Below are 15,631 nucleotides of genomic sequence, written 5' to 3' on the forward strand. Positions count from 1 at the left end.
CAGCGCCAATGCCGGCAGTTGCCCGGAAAACCGGCAAAGCGTGTCCGAACGCGGGCAGGCTTTGCGGCACTGGGGATTCGCGCCCGGCAAGCCCGCCCCTACTCTCCTCTTTCGCAGACGCAGTCCTTGCGGTATGACGCGCGCCAACCCGCCCGGGTGCCAGGGGGCACCTGAGTGTGAAAGTCTGAAGGAGACTCCGATGGGCTACAAGATCGTCGTCGTCGGCGCCACCGGCAACGTGGGCCGTGAAATGCTGAACATTCTTGCCGAGCGCGAATTCCCGGTGGACGAGATTGCCGTGCTGGCCTCGCGCCGGTCGCTCGGCAGCGAAGTGAGCTTTGGCGAGCGGACTCTCAAGATCAAGGATCTGGCCACCTTCGATTTCACCGGCTGGGACATTGCGCTGTTCGCCGTCGGCTCCGAGGCCACGAAAGAATATGCCCCCAAGGCCGCCAAGACCGGCTGCGTGGTGATCGACAACTCTTCGCTGTATCGCTACGACCCCGATGTTCCGCTGGTGGTGCCGGAAGTGAACGCCGACGCCGTGATGGGCTACACCAAGAAGAACATCATCGCGAACCCCAACTGCTCGACCGCGCAGATGGTCGTGGCGCTCAAGCCGCTGCATGACCGCGCCAAGATCAAGCGCGTCGTGGTCTCGACCTACCAGTCGGTGTCGGGGTCCGGCAAGGAAGGCATGGACGAGCTCTGGGATCAGACCAAGTCGATCTACAACCCCGTGACCGAAGTGCCGCCCAAGAAATACCCCAAGCAGATCGCCTTCAACGTGATTCCGCATATCGACGTCTTCATGGAGGACGGCTCGACCAAGGAAGAATGGAAGATGGTCGTCGAAACCAAGAAGATCGTCGATCCGTCGATCAAGGTCACGGCGACCTGCGTGCGGGTCCCGGTCTTTGTCGGCCACGCGGAATCGATCAATATCGAATTCGAGGAGTTCCTTGACGAGGACGAGGCCCGCGACATCCTGCGCGAGGCCCCCGGCATCATGGTTGTCGACAAGCGCGAAGACGGTGGCTACATCACCCCGGTCGAATGCGTCGGCGATTTCGCCACCTTCATCAGCCGCATCCGTCAGGATTCGACCATCGACAACGGTCTGAACCTGTGGTGCGTGTCGGACAACCTGCGCAAGGGCGCGGCCCTGAACGCGGTGCAGATCGCCGAGGTCCTTGGCCAGAAAGCGCTGAAAAAGGGCTGAAACGACGCCCCTTTCCTGGATTTGACTGACTGGCGGCGGCGCTCCTGCGGGACGCCGCCGCTTTCGTTAAAAAGAAAGATATTTCAAAACATTGCGCACCGCCCCTTTGCCAAAGGCAGGTTTCACGGGGGCTGGCGTGGATCGGTTCACCGGCCTTCCCGGCGGCGAGAACGACACCGCACACCGACCAGAAGCCGTGTCAAAGCAAGCTCCTGTCGAAGCGCGCCCGCATCGAAACCGCTTGTTTCGCCCGCACCCGCAGCCAGCGGTTCTGCGAGAGACAGCCCCGTCCGGCGCGGGAAAGCCAGCTGGCGCGCATGTTCATGCTGAATGGGATTGGCACGGGCCGGTCACACAACGGGCGCCACGTCAGGCATTGATTAACCGACGCCCAGCAAGCTTGCACGGCCCCCACCCTGAAAGGTCCGGCCATGTCCAGTTCGCTTCATCGCCCGCTTGATACCGAAACCGCAACGATGCTGCGCATCGTGCTGCGCCCGCTGCTCGACGCCGCCCGCGACTGGCAAAGCCTGTCAGCTGCGCTTGCTCTCAAAGGCTATGAGCTGCATTTCCGTGACGGGCGCATGCTGTTCGTCGAGTGCTACACCGGGGAAGCGATCAGCACCGGCGCCGCCATCGGCGTTCCGCTAAAGACGCTGTCCGACCGCCTTGGTCGCCCGTCGCTGACGATGTCAGCAGACGGACGCTCGGCGGTTCTTCATACCTGAGATCAGATCTCGACGAAGCCGTCCTCGCTGGGATCGAAGACTTCGATCTTGCCGGTGCCGATCTCGTGCCAAAGCCCGTGCAGGGTCATGTCCTCGGACTCGACGGCCTCGCGCACGAAGGGAAACGTCAGCAGATTGCCGATCGACGTCAGCACCGCCTCATGTTCCAGCGCCTTCGGACGGGTTTCGGCCGGCAGATCTTTCACCTTCTCATAGCCCGGACGCAAAACATCCATCCAGCGACCAACAAAGCTCGACTGATCCTCGAGCTCCGGCGCATTGCCCGAGCACATGTCGATGCACCCCTGCACGCCGCCGCAGCTGGAATGCCCCATGACGATGACATGCGCCACCTTGAGCACGCAGACAGCATATTCGATCGCCGCCGAGGTGCCGTGCTGCTTGCCGTCAGGCTCGTAGGGCGGCACGAGATTGGCGATATTGCGATGGATAAAGAATTCGCCGGTATCCGCACCAAACAGCGACGTTACGTGAACGCGGCTGTCACAGCATGAGATAATCATCGCCCTTGGATGCTGCCCTTGCGAGGCAAGCCGACGAAACCATGCGTGGTTCTCCGCATAGCTCGTCGCTTTCCAGCCGTGATAGCGCTGGACAAGATACTGTGGGAGAGGTCGCGCTCGGTGCATCACATCCTCCTGGTCGCATGGTGATCCCCCGGGAATACGCTGAATTTTGCTGGAATTCGAGAGAAGAAATGATCCGGGTCTAACGTTTTGGGAACTATGGATCTGTATCCCCTGACAGCGTGGGGTCACGATAAAGGATAGGACGCGTGGTGGAACAGGTTGCAGTGCTTTCGCCGAGCGAGAAGGCTGGTTTGAATCCCGAACGACTGGAAGGACTTTACCAGCGGCTCGGTGCACAAGAGGGCGAAGATGTCCTGTGCCGGGCCATGGAAGAACTTGCCTATCGGCTCGGGCAGGCTGATCGCTTTTACGAAACGACGGATTTCGCCGAGATGCGCAAATGTACGCATACGCTTGGCGCGATTGCCGACCAGATCGGGATGAGCGCGCTGACGCGGATCTCGGCCGATGTCGTGCAATGCATCGATGATGGCGATGCCGTGGCGCTTGCCGCCACGCTTGCGCGCATGGCGCGGGTGGGCGAACGCTCGCTCTACGCGGTGTGGGATCTTCAGGATATTCCGGTCTGATCCAACCCCTTGCGGGTGGCGATGGGGACGCTAGGCTTGGCGCACCAGACCCACCTGCAAGGAAACACCCAGATGCCATTCCGTTTTGCCGCGCCTGACGCTGACGCCGTGCCTGTACACGTTGTCGAACAGGGCCACCTGCCGGACTGGCTTGCCACTCAGGACGCAGCTGTTCAGGCATGGGTCGAGGCCGCCGGGTTTTCGGCTGGCATCGGCGAAACCCTCGTGCTGCCCGGCCCGGATGGAACGCCCGCGGGCGCGCTGATTGGCTATGGCACCGACAAGGCCCGCAAGCGGATGCGATTCGTGCTGGCGGCGGGAACGCTGCCCAAAGGCACCTACCGCATTGTTTCGGGCCTGCCCGCCGACAGAGCCGAGGAAGAGGCGCTTGGCTGGCTGCTGGCCTCCTATCGCTTTACCCGCTACGCGGGCAGCGCCCCGGAGATGGCCCAGCTTGTCGCCCCCGAAGCCATCGACGCCGCCCGCGTCGAGATCCTCGCCGAGGCCGAGGCGCTGACCCGCGATCTGGTGAACACGCCGGCCTCGGACATGGGGCCTGCCGAGCTTGCCGCCGCCGCCTGCGACATTGCGGCCCGGTTCGACGCCACCATCGAGATCATCGAAGGCGACGCGCTGCACGAGGGCTTCCCGATGATCCACGCCGTCGGCCGGGCCAGCCCGCGCGCGCCGCGCCTGATCGACATGCGCTGGGGTACGCAAGGCCCTCGGCTGACGCTGGTCGGCAAAGGCGTGTGCTTCGACACCGGCGGGCTGAACCTGAAGCCGGGCGCATCGATGGGGCTGATGAAAAAGGACATGGGCGGCGCGGCCAATGTGCTGGGTCTGGCGCAGATGATCATGGCGCTCGGGCTCGATCTGCAACTGCGCGTGCTGATCCCGGCGGTCGAGAATTCGGTCTCGGGCGATGCCTTCCGCCCGCAGGACATTCTGACCTCGCGCAAGGGTCTTACGGTCGAGATCAACAACACCGACGCCGAGGGGCGGCTGGTGCTCGCCGATGCGTTGACGCTCGCGGATGAGGAAACGCCGGACCTGATCATTTCGATGGCGACGCTGACCGGCGCGGCGCGCACCGCGGTCGGGCCGGACCTTGCGCCGTTCTACTGCGATGACGATGGTATCGCGGCAGCGCTGTCCTCGGCGGGCACTGCGGCGGCGGACCCGCTCTGGCGGATGCCGTTCTGGGAACCTTACGAGGCGAAGATCGAGCCGGGCATCGCCGATCTCGACAATGCGCCCGCCGGCGGCATGGCGGGCTCGATCACCGCCGCGCTGTTCCTGCGCCGCTTCGTCACCGACACGCCCGCCTACGTGCATTTCGACATCTACGCCTGGAATCCGTCGGCCTTGCCCGCCCGGTCCAAGGGCGCGGCCGGCCAAGGGCCGCGCGCGATCCTCGGGGCGCTGCCAACGGTGCTCGGGCTGTGACCGACGCCCGCCAGCGGCCCGCGAATGATCGAGTCGTCAGCCGTGTGTTTTCGGCGCAATACCCCGACCTGACGCCGGTCGACCCGCGCGCCTGTTTTGTCAGCGTCTCGGTGGTCGATCTTGCCGAAACGCCCGGCGGCAAGCGCGCACGGCAGCTGCGCTATGGCGATGCGGTCGATGTGCTCGAAGAACGCGGCAGCGCGCTGTTCGTCTATGCCCCGGGCGCTGATTACGCCGGCTGGCTGGCGGACGGAACCGTGCAACCTGCCACGGCGCGCCCTGCGCCAACGCTGCGTATCGGCGTCCGGCAGACGCATGTCTACCCGCTGCCCGACATGAAGACCCGCGAGCGATGCGCCCTGACCCACCTGTCGGCCCTGTCCGCCACCGGGCGGCGCGAGGGAGGGTTTACCGAAACCGAACTCGGCTGGGTTCCCACGCCCCACCTTGCCGAGGGGGTTGCGGCGGATCCTGTCGCCATCGCCGGGCTGTACCTAGGCACGCCGTATCTGTGGGGGGGCAACAGCGGCTTTGGCATTGATTGCTCCGGGCTGGTTCAGGCAGCGCTGATTGCCTGTGGCCGCGCCTGCCCCGGTGACAGCGACCTGCAACAGAACACCCTTGGCCAGACCCTGCCGCAAGGCACGACGCCGCAGCGCGGCGATCTGCTGTTCTGGAAGGGCCATGTCGCCCTTGTGAGCGGTCCGGACCAGATCCTGCACGCCAATGCCTTCCACATGGCGGTCGCGTTCGAAGGGCTGACGCAGGCGGTCAACCGCATCAACGCCCAAGGCGATGGCCCCGTCACGCGCCACGCCCGGCTGTGACGCCTAGCGGCGCCCCTCGCGCAGCCATGCGCCGATGATGAACGCCGAGGCCAGCAGCAAAGTCAGCCACGCCGGAAGCAGCGGGATCTGGCGCACATCCATGGTCTGATAGGCCTCGCGCGGGGTAATCCCGATCCAGCCGCGCCCTGCCGCAGGCCGCCCCACGGCAACGGCGCGGATGCTCGGCAGCCCATCTTCAAGGCGCAACACCCCACCGCGCAACGCATTCACCGCAGGTTCAAGCGCATCGCCGCTGGCGATGGTCTGCTCGAACTCCTTCGGCGCGGCGGGGCCAAGCCCGATAACCGCCATCTCGTCGCCTTCGGCCAGCCGGTAAAGCCCGATTTCCGGCCCTTCATATAGCGCCTCGAACCGGCCCGGAGACACCTCTGACAAGCTCACCTCTTCGGTCGTGCCATCGGGCTTGGTGATCGTCACTGTCCCCACGGAATCTTCAAGCGTGCGGCGGATAATCCGCATCGACTGGCCGGATGCCTCGGCCCAAAGCGCCTCTTCTTCCAGATCGGGCTCTTTCATCATCCAATGCGCCAGGCGGCGCAGCAGGTCGAGCTGCGGCCCGCCGCCCTCGTATCCGCGCGACCAGAGCCACGCCTGATCCGACGCAAGAAGCGCAACGCGCCCCTCGCCCACGCGGTCGAGAATCAGCAACGGCTTGTCGTCGACACCCGACATCAACACCTCGCCATCGCCTGGTTCGACCTCGACCTGCCGCAGCCAGCGACCCCAGGTTTCGGCCCCGGCCAATCCGGCCGTGACAGGATGGCGCTGCCCAAGGTCTGTGACCTTGGGGCGGAAACCTTCGTCGATGATGCGCGCGGTCGGCTCGGCGGGCAGGATATCGGCCAGCGGCGAGCGATAGATCGAATCCGCGCTGGCGAAATCCGGCCCCGCGGCCACCAGCACCGCACCGCCGGTTTCAACATAGTTGCGCACGTTGTCGAGATAGATCGACGGCAGGATGCCGCGCCGCTTGTAACGGTCAAAGATGATCAGGTCGAAATCGTCGATCTTTTCAAGGAACAGCTCGCGTGTCGGAAAGGCGATCAGGGACAGCTCGCTCACCGGCACGCCATCCTGTTTTTCCGGAGGCCGCAGGATGGTGAAATGCACCAGATCGACAGAGCTGTCCGATTTCAGCAGGTTGCGCCAGGTTCGGCCGCCTGCATGCGGCTCTCCGGATACCAGCAGAACCCGCAGCCGGTCGCGCACCCCGTTGATCTGCACCAGCGCCGCGTTGTTGCGATCGGTCAGCTCGCCCGCAGCTTCGGGCGTGGAAAAGCGGATCACGTTCAGCCCACCATGGGGCAGTTCGATCGGCAATTCGACATCCTCGCCGACCGGGATGGTGAAGCTTTGCGCCTCGCCGCCATCGATCTCGATCTCCAGCGGTGCCTGAACGGCGCGCGGCGCGGCGCCGTCGTCGTCGATGCGCAGCGTCAGCGTCACCGGCTCGCCCAGAATGGCGAAGGCCGGCGCGTTGCTGACCACCAGCCGGCGGTCCCAGTCCTGCTCGCGCCCGGTCAGCAGCAACTGCATCGGCGCAGGCAGGTTCGGCGCGCGGTCCAGATCGTGCAGCCGCCCGTCCGATAGCACGAACACCCCGGCAATCCGCCCGCGCGGCTCTTCGGCCATCGCCGCCGACAGGGCGGTCATCAACTGGGTGCCGGTGTCACCGTCGCCATCGCCAACCTCGATGCGGCGCACCTCGGTATTCGGGCGCGCCTCGAGGCGCGCGGCTAGAGTCGCGGCGGCGTCCTCGGTTGTCTGCAACCTGCCCGCAAGTCGCTGCGACGCGCTTTTGTCGACCACCATCAACACGATATCGGACAGCGGCGCGCGATCTTCCTCTTGAAACGAGGGTTGCGCCAGCGCCGCCACCAGCACCACGCCAGCAAAGAAGCGCAGCGGCCAGCCGCGCAATCCGCGCCACAGCGCAAGCATCACGCCCAGCGCCGAAAGCCCCCCCAGCACCGCAATTGCGGACCAAGGCAGAAGCGGGTCGAAAACGAGTTGTCCGGTCATTGGCCCAGCCTGTCCAGAAGCGCAGGCACGTGCACCTGATCCGATTTGTAGTTGCCGGTCAGCACATGCATCACGAGATTGACTCCGAAGCGATAGGCGATCTCGCGCTGTCGCTCTCCTGCGAAACCAGAGCCCATGCGGACCAGCGGCGCGCCGCGATCATCCGCCGCCCAAGCCGCGGCCCAGTCATTGCCACCAATCACCACCGGGGTCACATTGTCATTGAGATTGCGAAACGGCATCCCCTCGATCATCTCGGCGTCGGGCGGCGCGGACTCGACCCAGACATCGCGGCTGGCATAGCGACCGGGGAAATCCTGCAGCAGGTAGAAAGTGCGGGTGAGCACATGATCCTGCGGGATCGGCTCCAGCGGCGGAATGTCCAGCGGCGCGGCCAGCTCCTGCAATTTGCGCCCCTCGGGGCTGGACGCACCGAAGCTGGCAACATCCGCATCGCGCGTGTCGAACAGGATCATCCCGCCCGAGCGCAAATAATCGTTCAAACGCGCATAGGCCTCGGAGGACGGGGTCGGCTGGCTCGCCGTCACCGGCCAGTAGAGCATTGGAAAGAAAGCCAACTCATCGGTTTCAAGGTTCACGCCCATTGGCTCGGCAGGCTCGACCGAGGTGCGAAAGTACAGCACATCCGACAACCCGCGCAAGCCGGCCTGCGCCAGATCATCAAGCTGGCGATCCCCGGTCAGCACATGGGCCAGCGTCACCTCGGATGCGGCAACGATGGCGGCGGCGTCCTCCTGTGCGCGGGCTTGCGGCGCGGCAAGCGCAAGGGCCAGCAGCACCGCCGCCGCCTTTGTGGCGCGCGCGCCGGACAGACGGCCCGACAGGGCAAGCGACGCGATCGCATCCGCGATCAGCAACAGCAGCGTCAGCGCCAGCAGCCAGCCCGCAAGCGGCGTTTCGTCGGGGCGCGACAGGCCTTCCACGGCGATCCGATCCGGCCAGACCGCAGGCTCGAACGCCATGTCAGGCGTCATCACGTTGCGCGCAAGGCTGCGATCTTCGCCCCGATACAGCCCGGGCTGAAGATCAGGGCCAAGCGATGCCCCCATCAGGTTCTCTCCGGCGACACCGGGCAGATTGCCCGCATCGACGACGCGGCCAAAGGCGTCGAGCACACGGATCGGCTGCCAGATCGTGCCCGCAAGGTCTGCAGGGTCCGGTGAGGTCGGCATCGACGACACTGCGAGCCGCTCGAGCATCTGCACGAACAGCCCCGAAAGCGGCAGCGAGGACCATTCCGCATTGGCTGTGACATGGAACAGCACCACCTGCCCCTGCCCCATGCGCTTGCGGGTCACCAGCGGCGTGCCATCGGTCAGCTGCGCGATCACCCGTGCAGCGAGCGTCGGATCCGGCTGCGCCATGACCTGCGAGGAAATCGTCACGTCTGCGGGGATCCGAAGGCCGTAAAACGGGCTGTCCTCGGTGAAGGGCGCAAGGGTCTTCGGCTCGCCCCAGCTCATCGCGCCGCCAACGCTGCGGCCGCCGGCACGCAGGCGAACGGGCATCAGAGGGTCTTCGCCGTCGCGGCTGACATCGCTTGCTGCAAGGCGCGGCCCGGCAAAACGCAGCAGCGTGCCGCCCTCTTCGACCCATTGCAGCACGCCCGCTTCTTCGCCGGGCGACAGCGTCGCCACATCGGCCAGCACGATCACGTCGGGGTTGGCGGGCAGCACATCCCCAAGCGCGCCGTCAAGCAGATCGGCTGTCGGTTCCAGGGCCTTGTGCAGGAAATGCAGCGGCGACAGCAGTTCCAGCCCCTCGCGGTTCTCGTTCCCGGCCAAAAGCGCAACTTCGCGCCGGCGCAGGCTGTCGTCGGGCAGGCTCACGGCCCCGGCGCTACGCGCGCCTTCGATTTCAAAGCGAGTGATGCGGGAGCGCAATTCGGCGGGCATGGCAAGCGCCAGTGCGGCCTCGGTGGCAGACGGGTCAAAGACTGCCGTTGCCCGCATCAGAACCGCGGGGTTGCCCGCCGGATCAAGCCCATGGGCCGCAACGGAGATCTCGGCCTCTGGCCCCGGGCGCAGGCGGCGCAGCGTCAGGGTGACGCTGCCATCCTCATAAGTTGCGGGGAGCAACGCGTAATGCGCACGCGGGCCTTCGAAGACCGTCACCCTGCCGTGGGTTTCAAGCGCGGCCAGCATCGCGGCGCGGCTATCGCGGGCAAGCCCGTCGGACATCCAGTAACTGTCAAATTCCTGATCCGGCAGCAGCGAAATCGCCCGGTCCATGCGCGCCGCGTCGGGTTGCCACGGTTCGGGCAAGATGCCCTGAAGCCGGGTCTTCAGCACATCGGCGCCCTGAAACCTCACCTCGTCGGGCGCGGTCAGGCGCAACAGCGCGACCGGACGCCCGGCGCGTTCGGCGCGGGTCAACAGCGCCTCAAGCGCTTGCTGACGCTGCGTCCAGTCGGTTGCAGAGGACCAGCTGGCATCCATCACCACCAGCAGCGGGCCATTGCCCGCCTGCTCGCCCGCTTCGCCGCGCGGGTTCAGCACCGGCCCGGCAAGGCCGAGGATGACCGCCGCCACCGCCAGCATCCGCATCAGCAACAGCCACCACGGCGTGCGGTCGGTAACAGTGTCGTCGTCGCTGAGCCCCAGCAGCAGAGCGACCCCCGGAAACCGCCGCCGGATCGGCGCGGGCGGCACCGCGCGCAGGATAAGCCACAGGATCGGCAAGGCAAGAAGCCCCAAAAGCAGCCACGGCGCGGTAAAGCCCAGCGGGCCAAGCATGATCATCCGTGGCCTCCATCCATCGCGCGCCAGACCCACAGCAAGGCGTTCTGCGCGCTGTCGTCAGTATGGTGGCACAGATATTGCCAGCCCGTCAGCCGCGACAAATGGTCGAGACGCGCCTTTCTTTCGATCAGGCGTTCGAGATATCTCTCGCGCAGATCGCCCGCCTTGAGCGTTTCATGCGCAAGGCTGCCGCCGACGCTTTCGAAAATGGTACGCCCCTTGAACGGAAAGCTCTCCTCGGTTGGGTCGAGCACCTGAAGCAGCACGCCGCGCACGCCGCGATCCGCCGCCTTGGTCAGCGCCAGTTCCACGGTGTCGAGATCGCCAAGGAAATCCGACACGAACATCGCCCGCGAATGCGGAATGATGCCGCGATGTTCGGGCAGCGCGTAATCCTCGGCGGTGTCTTCGGACAGGGCCTCGGCAAGGCGCAGCACCTGCACATCGCCATTGCGCGGCGGCAGCGACCAGCCGGTGAAGCCGACCCGCTCACCGCCCCGGATCAGCAGGATCGAGGCCGCAAGCGCGATCAGCCGCGCCCGATCGCCCTTTTGCGGCAAGTCTTTCGACGATGAAAACCGCATCGACGCCCCCGGATCGACCCAGAGCTGCACCGATTGCGCGATCTGCCATTCGCGTTCGCGTACGAATTGCTCGTCACCGCGTGCGGACCGGCGCCAGTCGACGCTGCGCAGCGAATCGCCGCTGCGCAGCGGGCGGTATTGCCAGAAATCATCGCCCATCCCCGAACGCCGCCGCCCGTGTTCGCCCAGCAGAACAGTTCCGGCCAGTTGCTCGGCCCGCGCGAGCAGCGCCGGGAATCGCGAGGCCTCGATCTGCGCATCCCGGCGCAGATAGGTGACGGTGTCGCTCAAGCCGCCGCCTCGGTGCGGGCAAGCCCGCTTGCGACCTCGTCGATGATCGCGCCAAGATCCTCGCCGCGCGCCCGCGCCGAGAAGGTCAGCGCCATGCGATGCACCAGCACCGGGCGCGCCATGTTGATTACATCCGCCGGAGACGGCGCCAGCCGCCCTTCGAGCAGCGCCCGCGCCCGCACCGTCAGCATCAGCGCCTGCGCCGCGCGCGGCCCCGGCCCCCATGCCACGGTGTCCCGGACCCGTTGCGAAACCCCCGGCTCATCGGGGCGAAAGGCGCGCACCAGATCGAGGATCATCTCGACCACGGCATCCCCCACCGGCATCCGCCGCAGCAGCGTCTGCGCCGCCATCAGCGAGGCCGCATCGAACACCTGATGCGCCTGCGCCTCTTCGGTGCCGGTGGTCGCCAGCAGGATATCCTTTTCGGTCTTGCGGTCCGGGTAGGCCACGTCGATCTGCACGAGAAACCGGTCAAGCTGCGCCTCGGGCAGCGGATAGGTGCCTTCCTGTTCGATCGGGTTCTGGGTTGCCAGCACGTGGAAGGGCGCCGCCAGATGCCGCGTCTCGCCCGCCACGGTCACCACCTTTTCCTGCATCGCCTGAAGCAGCGCCGATTGCGTGCGCGGCGAGGCGCGGTTGATCTCGTCGGCCATCAGCAGCTGGCAGAAGATCGGCCCCTGAATGAACTTGAACGCCCGGCTGCCATCCATGCCGGTTTCCAGCACCTCGGAGCCGAGAATATCGGCGGGCATCAGGTCGGGCGTGAACTGGATGCGGTTGCCGTGCAGCCCCATCACCGTCGACAGCGTATCCACCAGCCGGGTCTTGCCCAGCCCCGGCAGACCGATCAGCAGCCCGTGCCCGCCGCACAGCAACGCGGCGAGGGTCAGCTCGACCACCCGTTCCTGACCGATGAAGCGAGCGTTGATCGCACGCTTGGCCTCCGCCAGCTTGTCTTCGAGTGCCTCGATCTCGGCAACCAGGTCCTCGGCCATCATGCGACTCCTTGCTTTTCGGTGATCTTGGTTCAAACTGTATCGCGGGGTTCGGGAAGTGCCAAAGAAATGACATCACAAAATTCCGTTACAACGCCACTCGACACGCTCGCTGCCTCTGCGAGCGCCAAGAAAGGCCCGCCACCGGTCCACAAGTGGCACCCGCCCTTGTCGGGCACGATGGACATGGTGATCCGCCGCGACGGCAGCTGGTGGCACGAGGGCACACAGATCCAGCGTGAGGCGCTGGTGCGCCTGTTCTCCACGATTCTGCGAAAAGATGGTAAAGAATTCGTTCTGGTCTCTCCGGTCGAGAAATGGATCATCACCGTCGAAGATGCGCCTTTTGTTGCCGTCGATGTCGATGTGATCGGGGATGGCGACGCTCAGGTCCTGCACTTTACCACCAATGTCGGCGAAACCACCGATGCAGGGCCAGATTGCCCGATCCGCGTCAGCGAAGACCCCGCAACCGGCGCGCCCTCGCCCTATGTCATGGTGCGCGACGGGCTCGAGGCGCTGATCGACCGCAAGACGTTCTACCGGCTTGCCGAGCTTGGGGAAGAGCACGACGGGCGCATTGGCGTGCGCTCGAATGGGGTGGTCTTCGCGCTGGAAGGCTAGTCGCCGAGCTTGGCGTGCACCTCGTCGAGGTCGATCTCTCCCAGCGGCATCTTGTTGCCCGGATTGGCGAAATCGTAGCGGAACAGCTCGAAATCGCGTTTGTAGATCTCGTAGATCAGATGCATCGACAGATCGTCGAAATAGTCTTCGACCGGATGCAGACGCTTGGGGCCATGGCCTTCGGATTCGTTGAACCGGGGGATCTGCGCCAGATCGACATTGTGCGGCGAGCGGATGTTATCAAGCACCACCTGCATGCCGTCGTTGAATTTCTCCGTCCAGAAGATCTGATCGTATCGCCCGCCGTTGACGATAAAGGTCGACACATGCCCCGACACCGAAGACCAGTGGATATCCGGCTCCATCGGGCGGCGCCAGCGGATGGTGTCGCGCACGAACAGCAGAAAGCGGCGAAAACTGCGGATCTGATCGAAATCTTCCGAGCCATCCTCGCCGCCGACCTCGATGCCGTATTTCTGCATCAGCAACGGCACGAGATTGCCGCGGTAGCGCTTGCCGTTGCGCTGAATGCCGCAGATCTTGTCGAAGAACGATGACAGCACCCGCGTATAGGGGTTGCGCACGCAGGTGAACGCATAGGCTCCGCGCGTCTTGACGTTGGCCTTGATCGCCGCCTGACTGTCCTCGCGCGCCCATTTGTGCAGGCCGTCGGTTGCGTCGTGGATATCCCCGTCGAAGAATCTGCCGTGATCGGAGTAATACATGATCTGCCCGATCGTAGAGCAGGCACATTTGGGCACCACGCGGTACACCATGCTCTCGCTCTCGGTCATCCAGGTGCCCGGAAAACCCATTCGCTCTTCCCTCTTCTCAAGGCCTGCGTCTTGCTTGTAGCCCCTTGGGATGAAAGAAATCAGAACAACACGGTTTCTTCAACGCCCGTTCAGCTTTATCACCGAAACACTCACCCGGAACGATAGCAACCCACGGGGCTTATGGCCAAGATCGCCTTCATCTTGCTGTGTCACAAGGACCCTGACGCCGTCATCAAACAGGCGCAGAGCCTGACCGCCGTGGGCGATTGCATGTCGATCCATTTCGATGCGCGCGCCCCGCAGGCCGATTTCGACAGGATCCATAAGGCGCTGGCAGACAACCCCAATGTCACCTTCGCGCCGCGGCGCGTCAAATGCGGCTGGGGTGAATGGTCGCTGGTGCAGGCAACGCTGCACGCCCTCGGCGCAGCCATCGATGCCTTCCCGCGCGCCACGCATTTCTACATGCTCTCGGGCGATTGCATGGCGATCAAATCGGCGCAATACGCGCATGATTTTCTGGATCGGCGCGAAATCGACTACATCGAAAGCTTCGATTATTTCAAATCCGACTGGATCAAGACCGGCTGGCGCGAAGAGCGCCTGATCTATCGCCACTGGTTCAACGAACGCACCCAGAAGAAACGCTTCTACGCCCTGTTCGAGCTTCAGAAAAAGCTCCGCCTTACGCGCGAGATCCCCAAGGACATCGAGGTGATGATCGGCTCGCAATGGTGGTGCCTGCGCCGGCGCACGGTGGAGTGGATCCTCGATTTTTGCAGGCAGCGCCCTGACGTGATACGCTTCTTCCGCAGCACTTGGATTCCCGACGAGACGTTCTTTCAGACCCTCGTGCGCCATCTCGTGCCGGAACAGGAAATCGACAACCGCACACTGACCTTCCTGATGTTCACCGATTACGGCATGCCAGTGACCTTCTACAACGACCATTACGACCTGCTGCTCAGTCAGGATTTCCTGTTTGCCCGCAAGATCTCGGCCGAAGCGCGTGACCTGCGCCGCCGCCTCGGCGTGCTCTATTCCACCGAAGGCGCGCAGTTCCAGATCTCGAACGAGGGGCGCTCGCTCTTCACCTTCCTCACCGGCAAGGGCCGCACCGGCCGCCGTTTCGCCCCGCGTTTCTGGGAAACCGAATCAACCCTCGGGCGCGAACGCGAATTGCTGATCGTGATCTGCAAGAAATGGCACGTGGCGAAACGGCTGGTGAACCGCATGCGCCAGATGACCAACGTTCCCTGCATCGAATACCTGTTCAACGAAGACAGCTGCGCGCTGCCCGACCTCGGCGGTATTCAGGCCACCATGGACAAACGCCACCGCCACCGGCGCGCATTGCTGCGGATGCTCTACGATTATTATGACAGCGACCGGCTGCTGATCTGCCTCGATCCCTCCAACCTCGACCTGATCGAGGATTTCTGCCGCGACCGCTCGCTCACCCGGCTGCTGGAAATCGACTGCCAGTTCTCCGATCTCTACCTGATCGGTCACGCCATGCGCGTTGGCCTTGCAGGCGAGCGCACGCCGCGCGAAACCCTGTCACGCCTACTGCCCACGATCCGCACCGACACCGTTCTGGAAAGCGACAATATCCGCGACAAGAGCTTTGCCAACCACCACCGTCTGCGCGAAATCGCCGACCCAGACCAGAACGCCCGCGCCATCGCCGCCTTTCTTCAGATCAGCGAAGACAAGGCCATGGCACTTGCCACCACCAACCATCTCTTTGCCGACTGAGGACAAAAATGGCCTACACTTACGACGATCAGAACATCTTCGCCAAAATCCTGCGCGGCGAGATCCCCAACGATACCGTGCTGGAAACCGATCACAGCCTCGCCTTCAACGACATTCGCCCGCAGGCGCCGGTCCACGTTCTGGTGATCCCCAAGGGCGCCTACGTCAACTACGACGACTTCGCCCGCAACGCCTCCGACGCCGAAATCCTCGATTTCACCCGCGCCATCGGCGAGGTCTGCAAGATGAAAGGCGTCGAGACAGACGGCTTCCGCACGATCTCGAACGCCGGGCAGCACGGCGTGCAGGAAGTCCCCCATCTGCACATCCACATCCTCGGCGGCCGCCCGCTTGGACGAATGCTGCAGCAGGGCTGAGCCGCCCCTTCA

General features: G+C 64.5%; 14 protein-coding genes. 8 read left to right on the plus strand and 6 right to left on the minus strand.

Going from position 1 to position 15,631, the window contains the following annotated elements; genetic code table 11:
• Positions 1 to 199 precede the first annotated feature (199 nt).
• Both Q4543_RS04795 and Q4543_RS04800 read left to right on the plus strand, forming a co-directional pair.
• The gene (locus tag Q4543_RS04795) at positions 200 to 1,222 is read left to right on the plus strand and encodes an aspartate-semialdehyde dehydrogenase (protein ID WP_216006233.1); all 1,023 of its coding nucleotides are present in this window, start codon (positions 200 to 202) and stop codon (positions 1,220 to 1,222) included.
• Positions 1,223 to 1,653: 431 nt separating this feature from the next.
• Positions 1,654 to 1,950: a hypothetical protein gene (locus Q4543_RS04800; protein ID WP_303436638.1), complete on the plus strand. Its 297-nt coding sequence runs from the start codon at positions 1,654 to 1,656 to the stop codon at positions 1,948 to 1,950.
• A gap of 2 nt (positions 1,951 to 1,952) precedes the next feature.
• On the opposite strand, the gene Q4543_RS04805 is transcribed toward Q4543_RS04800, so the two are convergent.
• Complete coding sequence (locus tag Q4543_RS04805; protein WP_303436639.1) at positions 1,953 to 2,600, minus strand: carbonic anhydrase; 648 nt, start codon at positions 2,598 to 2,600, stop codon at positions 1,953 to 1,955.
• A gap of 137 nt (positions 2,601 to 2,737) precedes the next feature.
• On the opposite strand from Q4543_RS04805, the gene Q4543_RS04810 reads away from it, so the two are divergent.
• The 3 genes from Q4543_RS04810 to Q4543_RS04820 all read left to right on the plus strand — a co-directional run bounded on the left by Q4543_RS04810 (position 2,738) and on the right by Q4543_RS04820 (position 5,406).
• Complete coding sequence (locus tag Q4543_RS04810; protein ID WP_303436721.1) at positions 2,738 to 3,130, plus strand: hypothetical protein; 393 nt, start codon at positions 2,738 to 2,740, stop codon at positions 3,128 to 3,130.
• 72 nt (positions 3,131 to 3,202) lie between these two features.
• Positions 3,203 to 4,579: a M17 family metallopeptidase gene (locus Q4543_RS04815; protein WP_303436640.1), complete on the plus strand. Its 1,377-nt coding sequence runs from the start codon at positions 3,203 to 3,205 to the stop codon at positions 4,577 to 4,579.
• Entirely contained in the window at positions 4,576 to 5,406 is an 831-nt protein-coding gene (locus tag Q4543_RS04820; protein WP_303436642.1) for an NlpC/P60 family protein, read from the plus strand. The genes Q4543_RS04815 and Q4543_RS04820 overlap by 4 nt, the downstream gene beginning before the upstream one ends.
• A 3-nt stretch (positions 5,407 to 5,409) precedes the next feature.
• On the opposite strand, the gene Q4543_RS04825 is transcribed toward Q4543_RS04820, so the two are convergent.
• Genes Q4543_RS04825 through Q4543_RS04840 form a run of 4 tightly spaced genes read right to left on the minus strand, consistent with a single transcriptional unit; the run spans position 5,410 to position 12,084 of the window.
• Positions 5,410 to 7,449, minus strand: coding sequence for a glutamine amidotransferase (locus tag Q4543_RS04825; RefSeq protein WP_303436643.1), 2,040 nt, complete (start codon positions 7,447 to 7,449; stop codon positions 5,410 to 5,412).
• Positions 7,446 to 10,211 carry a DUF4159 domain-containing protein gene (locus Q4543_RS04830; RefSeq protein ID WP_303436644.1) on the minus strand — a complete coding sequence of 922 codons (2,766 nt, stop codon included), beginning with the start codon at positions 10,209 to 10,211 and terminating at the stop codon, positions 7,446 to 7,448. Before Q4543_RS04830 ends, Q4543_RS04825 begins: the two co-directional genes overlap by 4 nt.
• Positions 10,208 to 11,086 carry a DUF58 domain-containing protein gene (locus tag Q4543_RS04835; protein ID WP_216006240.1) on the minus strand — a complete coding sequence of 293 codons (879 nt, stop codon included), beginning with the start codon at positions 11,084 to 11,086 and terminating at the stop codon, positions 10,208 to 10,210. The genes Q4543_RS04830 and Q4543_RS04835 overlap by 4 nt, the downstream gene beginning before the upstream one ends.
• Positions 11,083 to 12,084 carry a MoxR family ATPase gene (locus Q4543_RS04840; protein WP_216006241.1) on the minus strand — a complete coding sequence of 334 codons (1,002 nt, stop codon included), beginning with the start codon at positions 12,082 to 12,084 and terminating at the stop codon, positions 11,083 to 11,085. The genes Q4543_RS04835 and Q4543_RS04840 overlap by 4 nt, the downstream gene beginning before the upstream one ends.
• A gap of 69 nt (positions 12,085 to 12,153) precedes the next feature.
• On the opposite strand from Q4543_RS04840, the gene Q4543_RS04845 reads away from it, so the two are divergent.
• Positions 12,154 to 12,708, plus strand: coding sequence for a DUF1285 domain-containing protein (locus Q4543_RS04845; protein ID WP_303436646.1), 555 nt, complete (start codon positions 12,154 to 12,156; stop codon positions 12,706 to 12,708).
• Here Q4543_RS04845 and Q4543_RS04850 read toward each other — a convergent pair.
• Positions 12,705 to 13,523, minus strand: coding sequence for a sulfotransferase family protein (locus Q4543_RS04850; protein ID WP_303436648.1), 819 nt, complete (start codon positions 13,521 to 13,523; stop codon positions 12,705 to 12,707). The two genes, Q4543_RS04845 and Q4543_RS04850, sit on opposite strands and share 4 nt — an antisense overlap.
• Positions 13,524 to 13,664: 141 nt before the next feature.
• Between Q4543_RS04850 and Q4543_RS04855 the strand changes: the two genes are divergently transcribed.
• Positions 13,665 to 15,242, plus strand: a complete 1,578-nt coding sequence (locus Q4543_RS04855; RefSeq protein ID WP_303436650.1) for a DUF5928 domain-containing protein — start codon at positions 13,665 to 13,667, stop codon at positions 15,240 to 15,242.
• 8 nt (positions 15,243 to 15,250) lie between these two features.
• Positions 15,251 to 15,619 carry a histidine triad nucleotide-binding protein gene (locus tag Q4543_RS04860; RefSeq protein WP_303436651.1) on the plus strand — a complete coding sequence of 123 codons (369 nt, stop codon included), beginning with the start codon at positions 15,251 to 15,253 and terminating at the stop codon, positions 15,617 to 15,619.
• Positions 15,620 to 15,631: the final 12 nt, after the last annotated feature.

This window comes from Salipiger sp. 1_MG-2023, from assembly GCF_030547555.1.
GTDB lineage: Bacteria > Pseudomonadota > Alphaproteobacteria > Rhodobacterales > Rhodobacteraceae > Salipiger.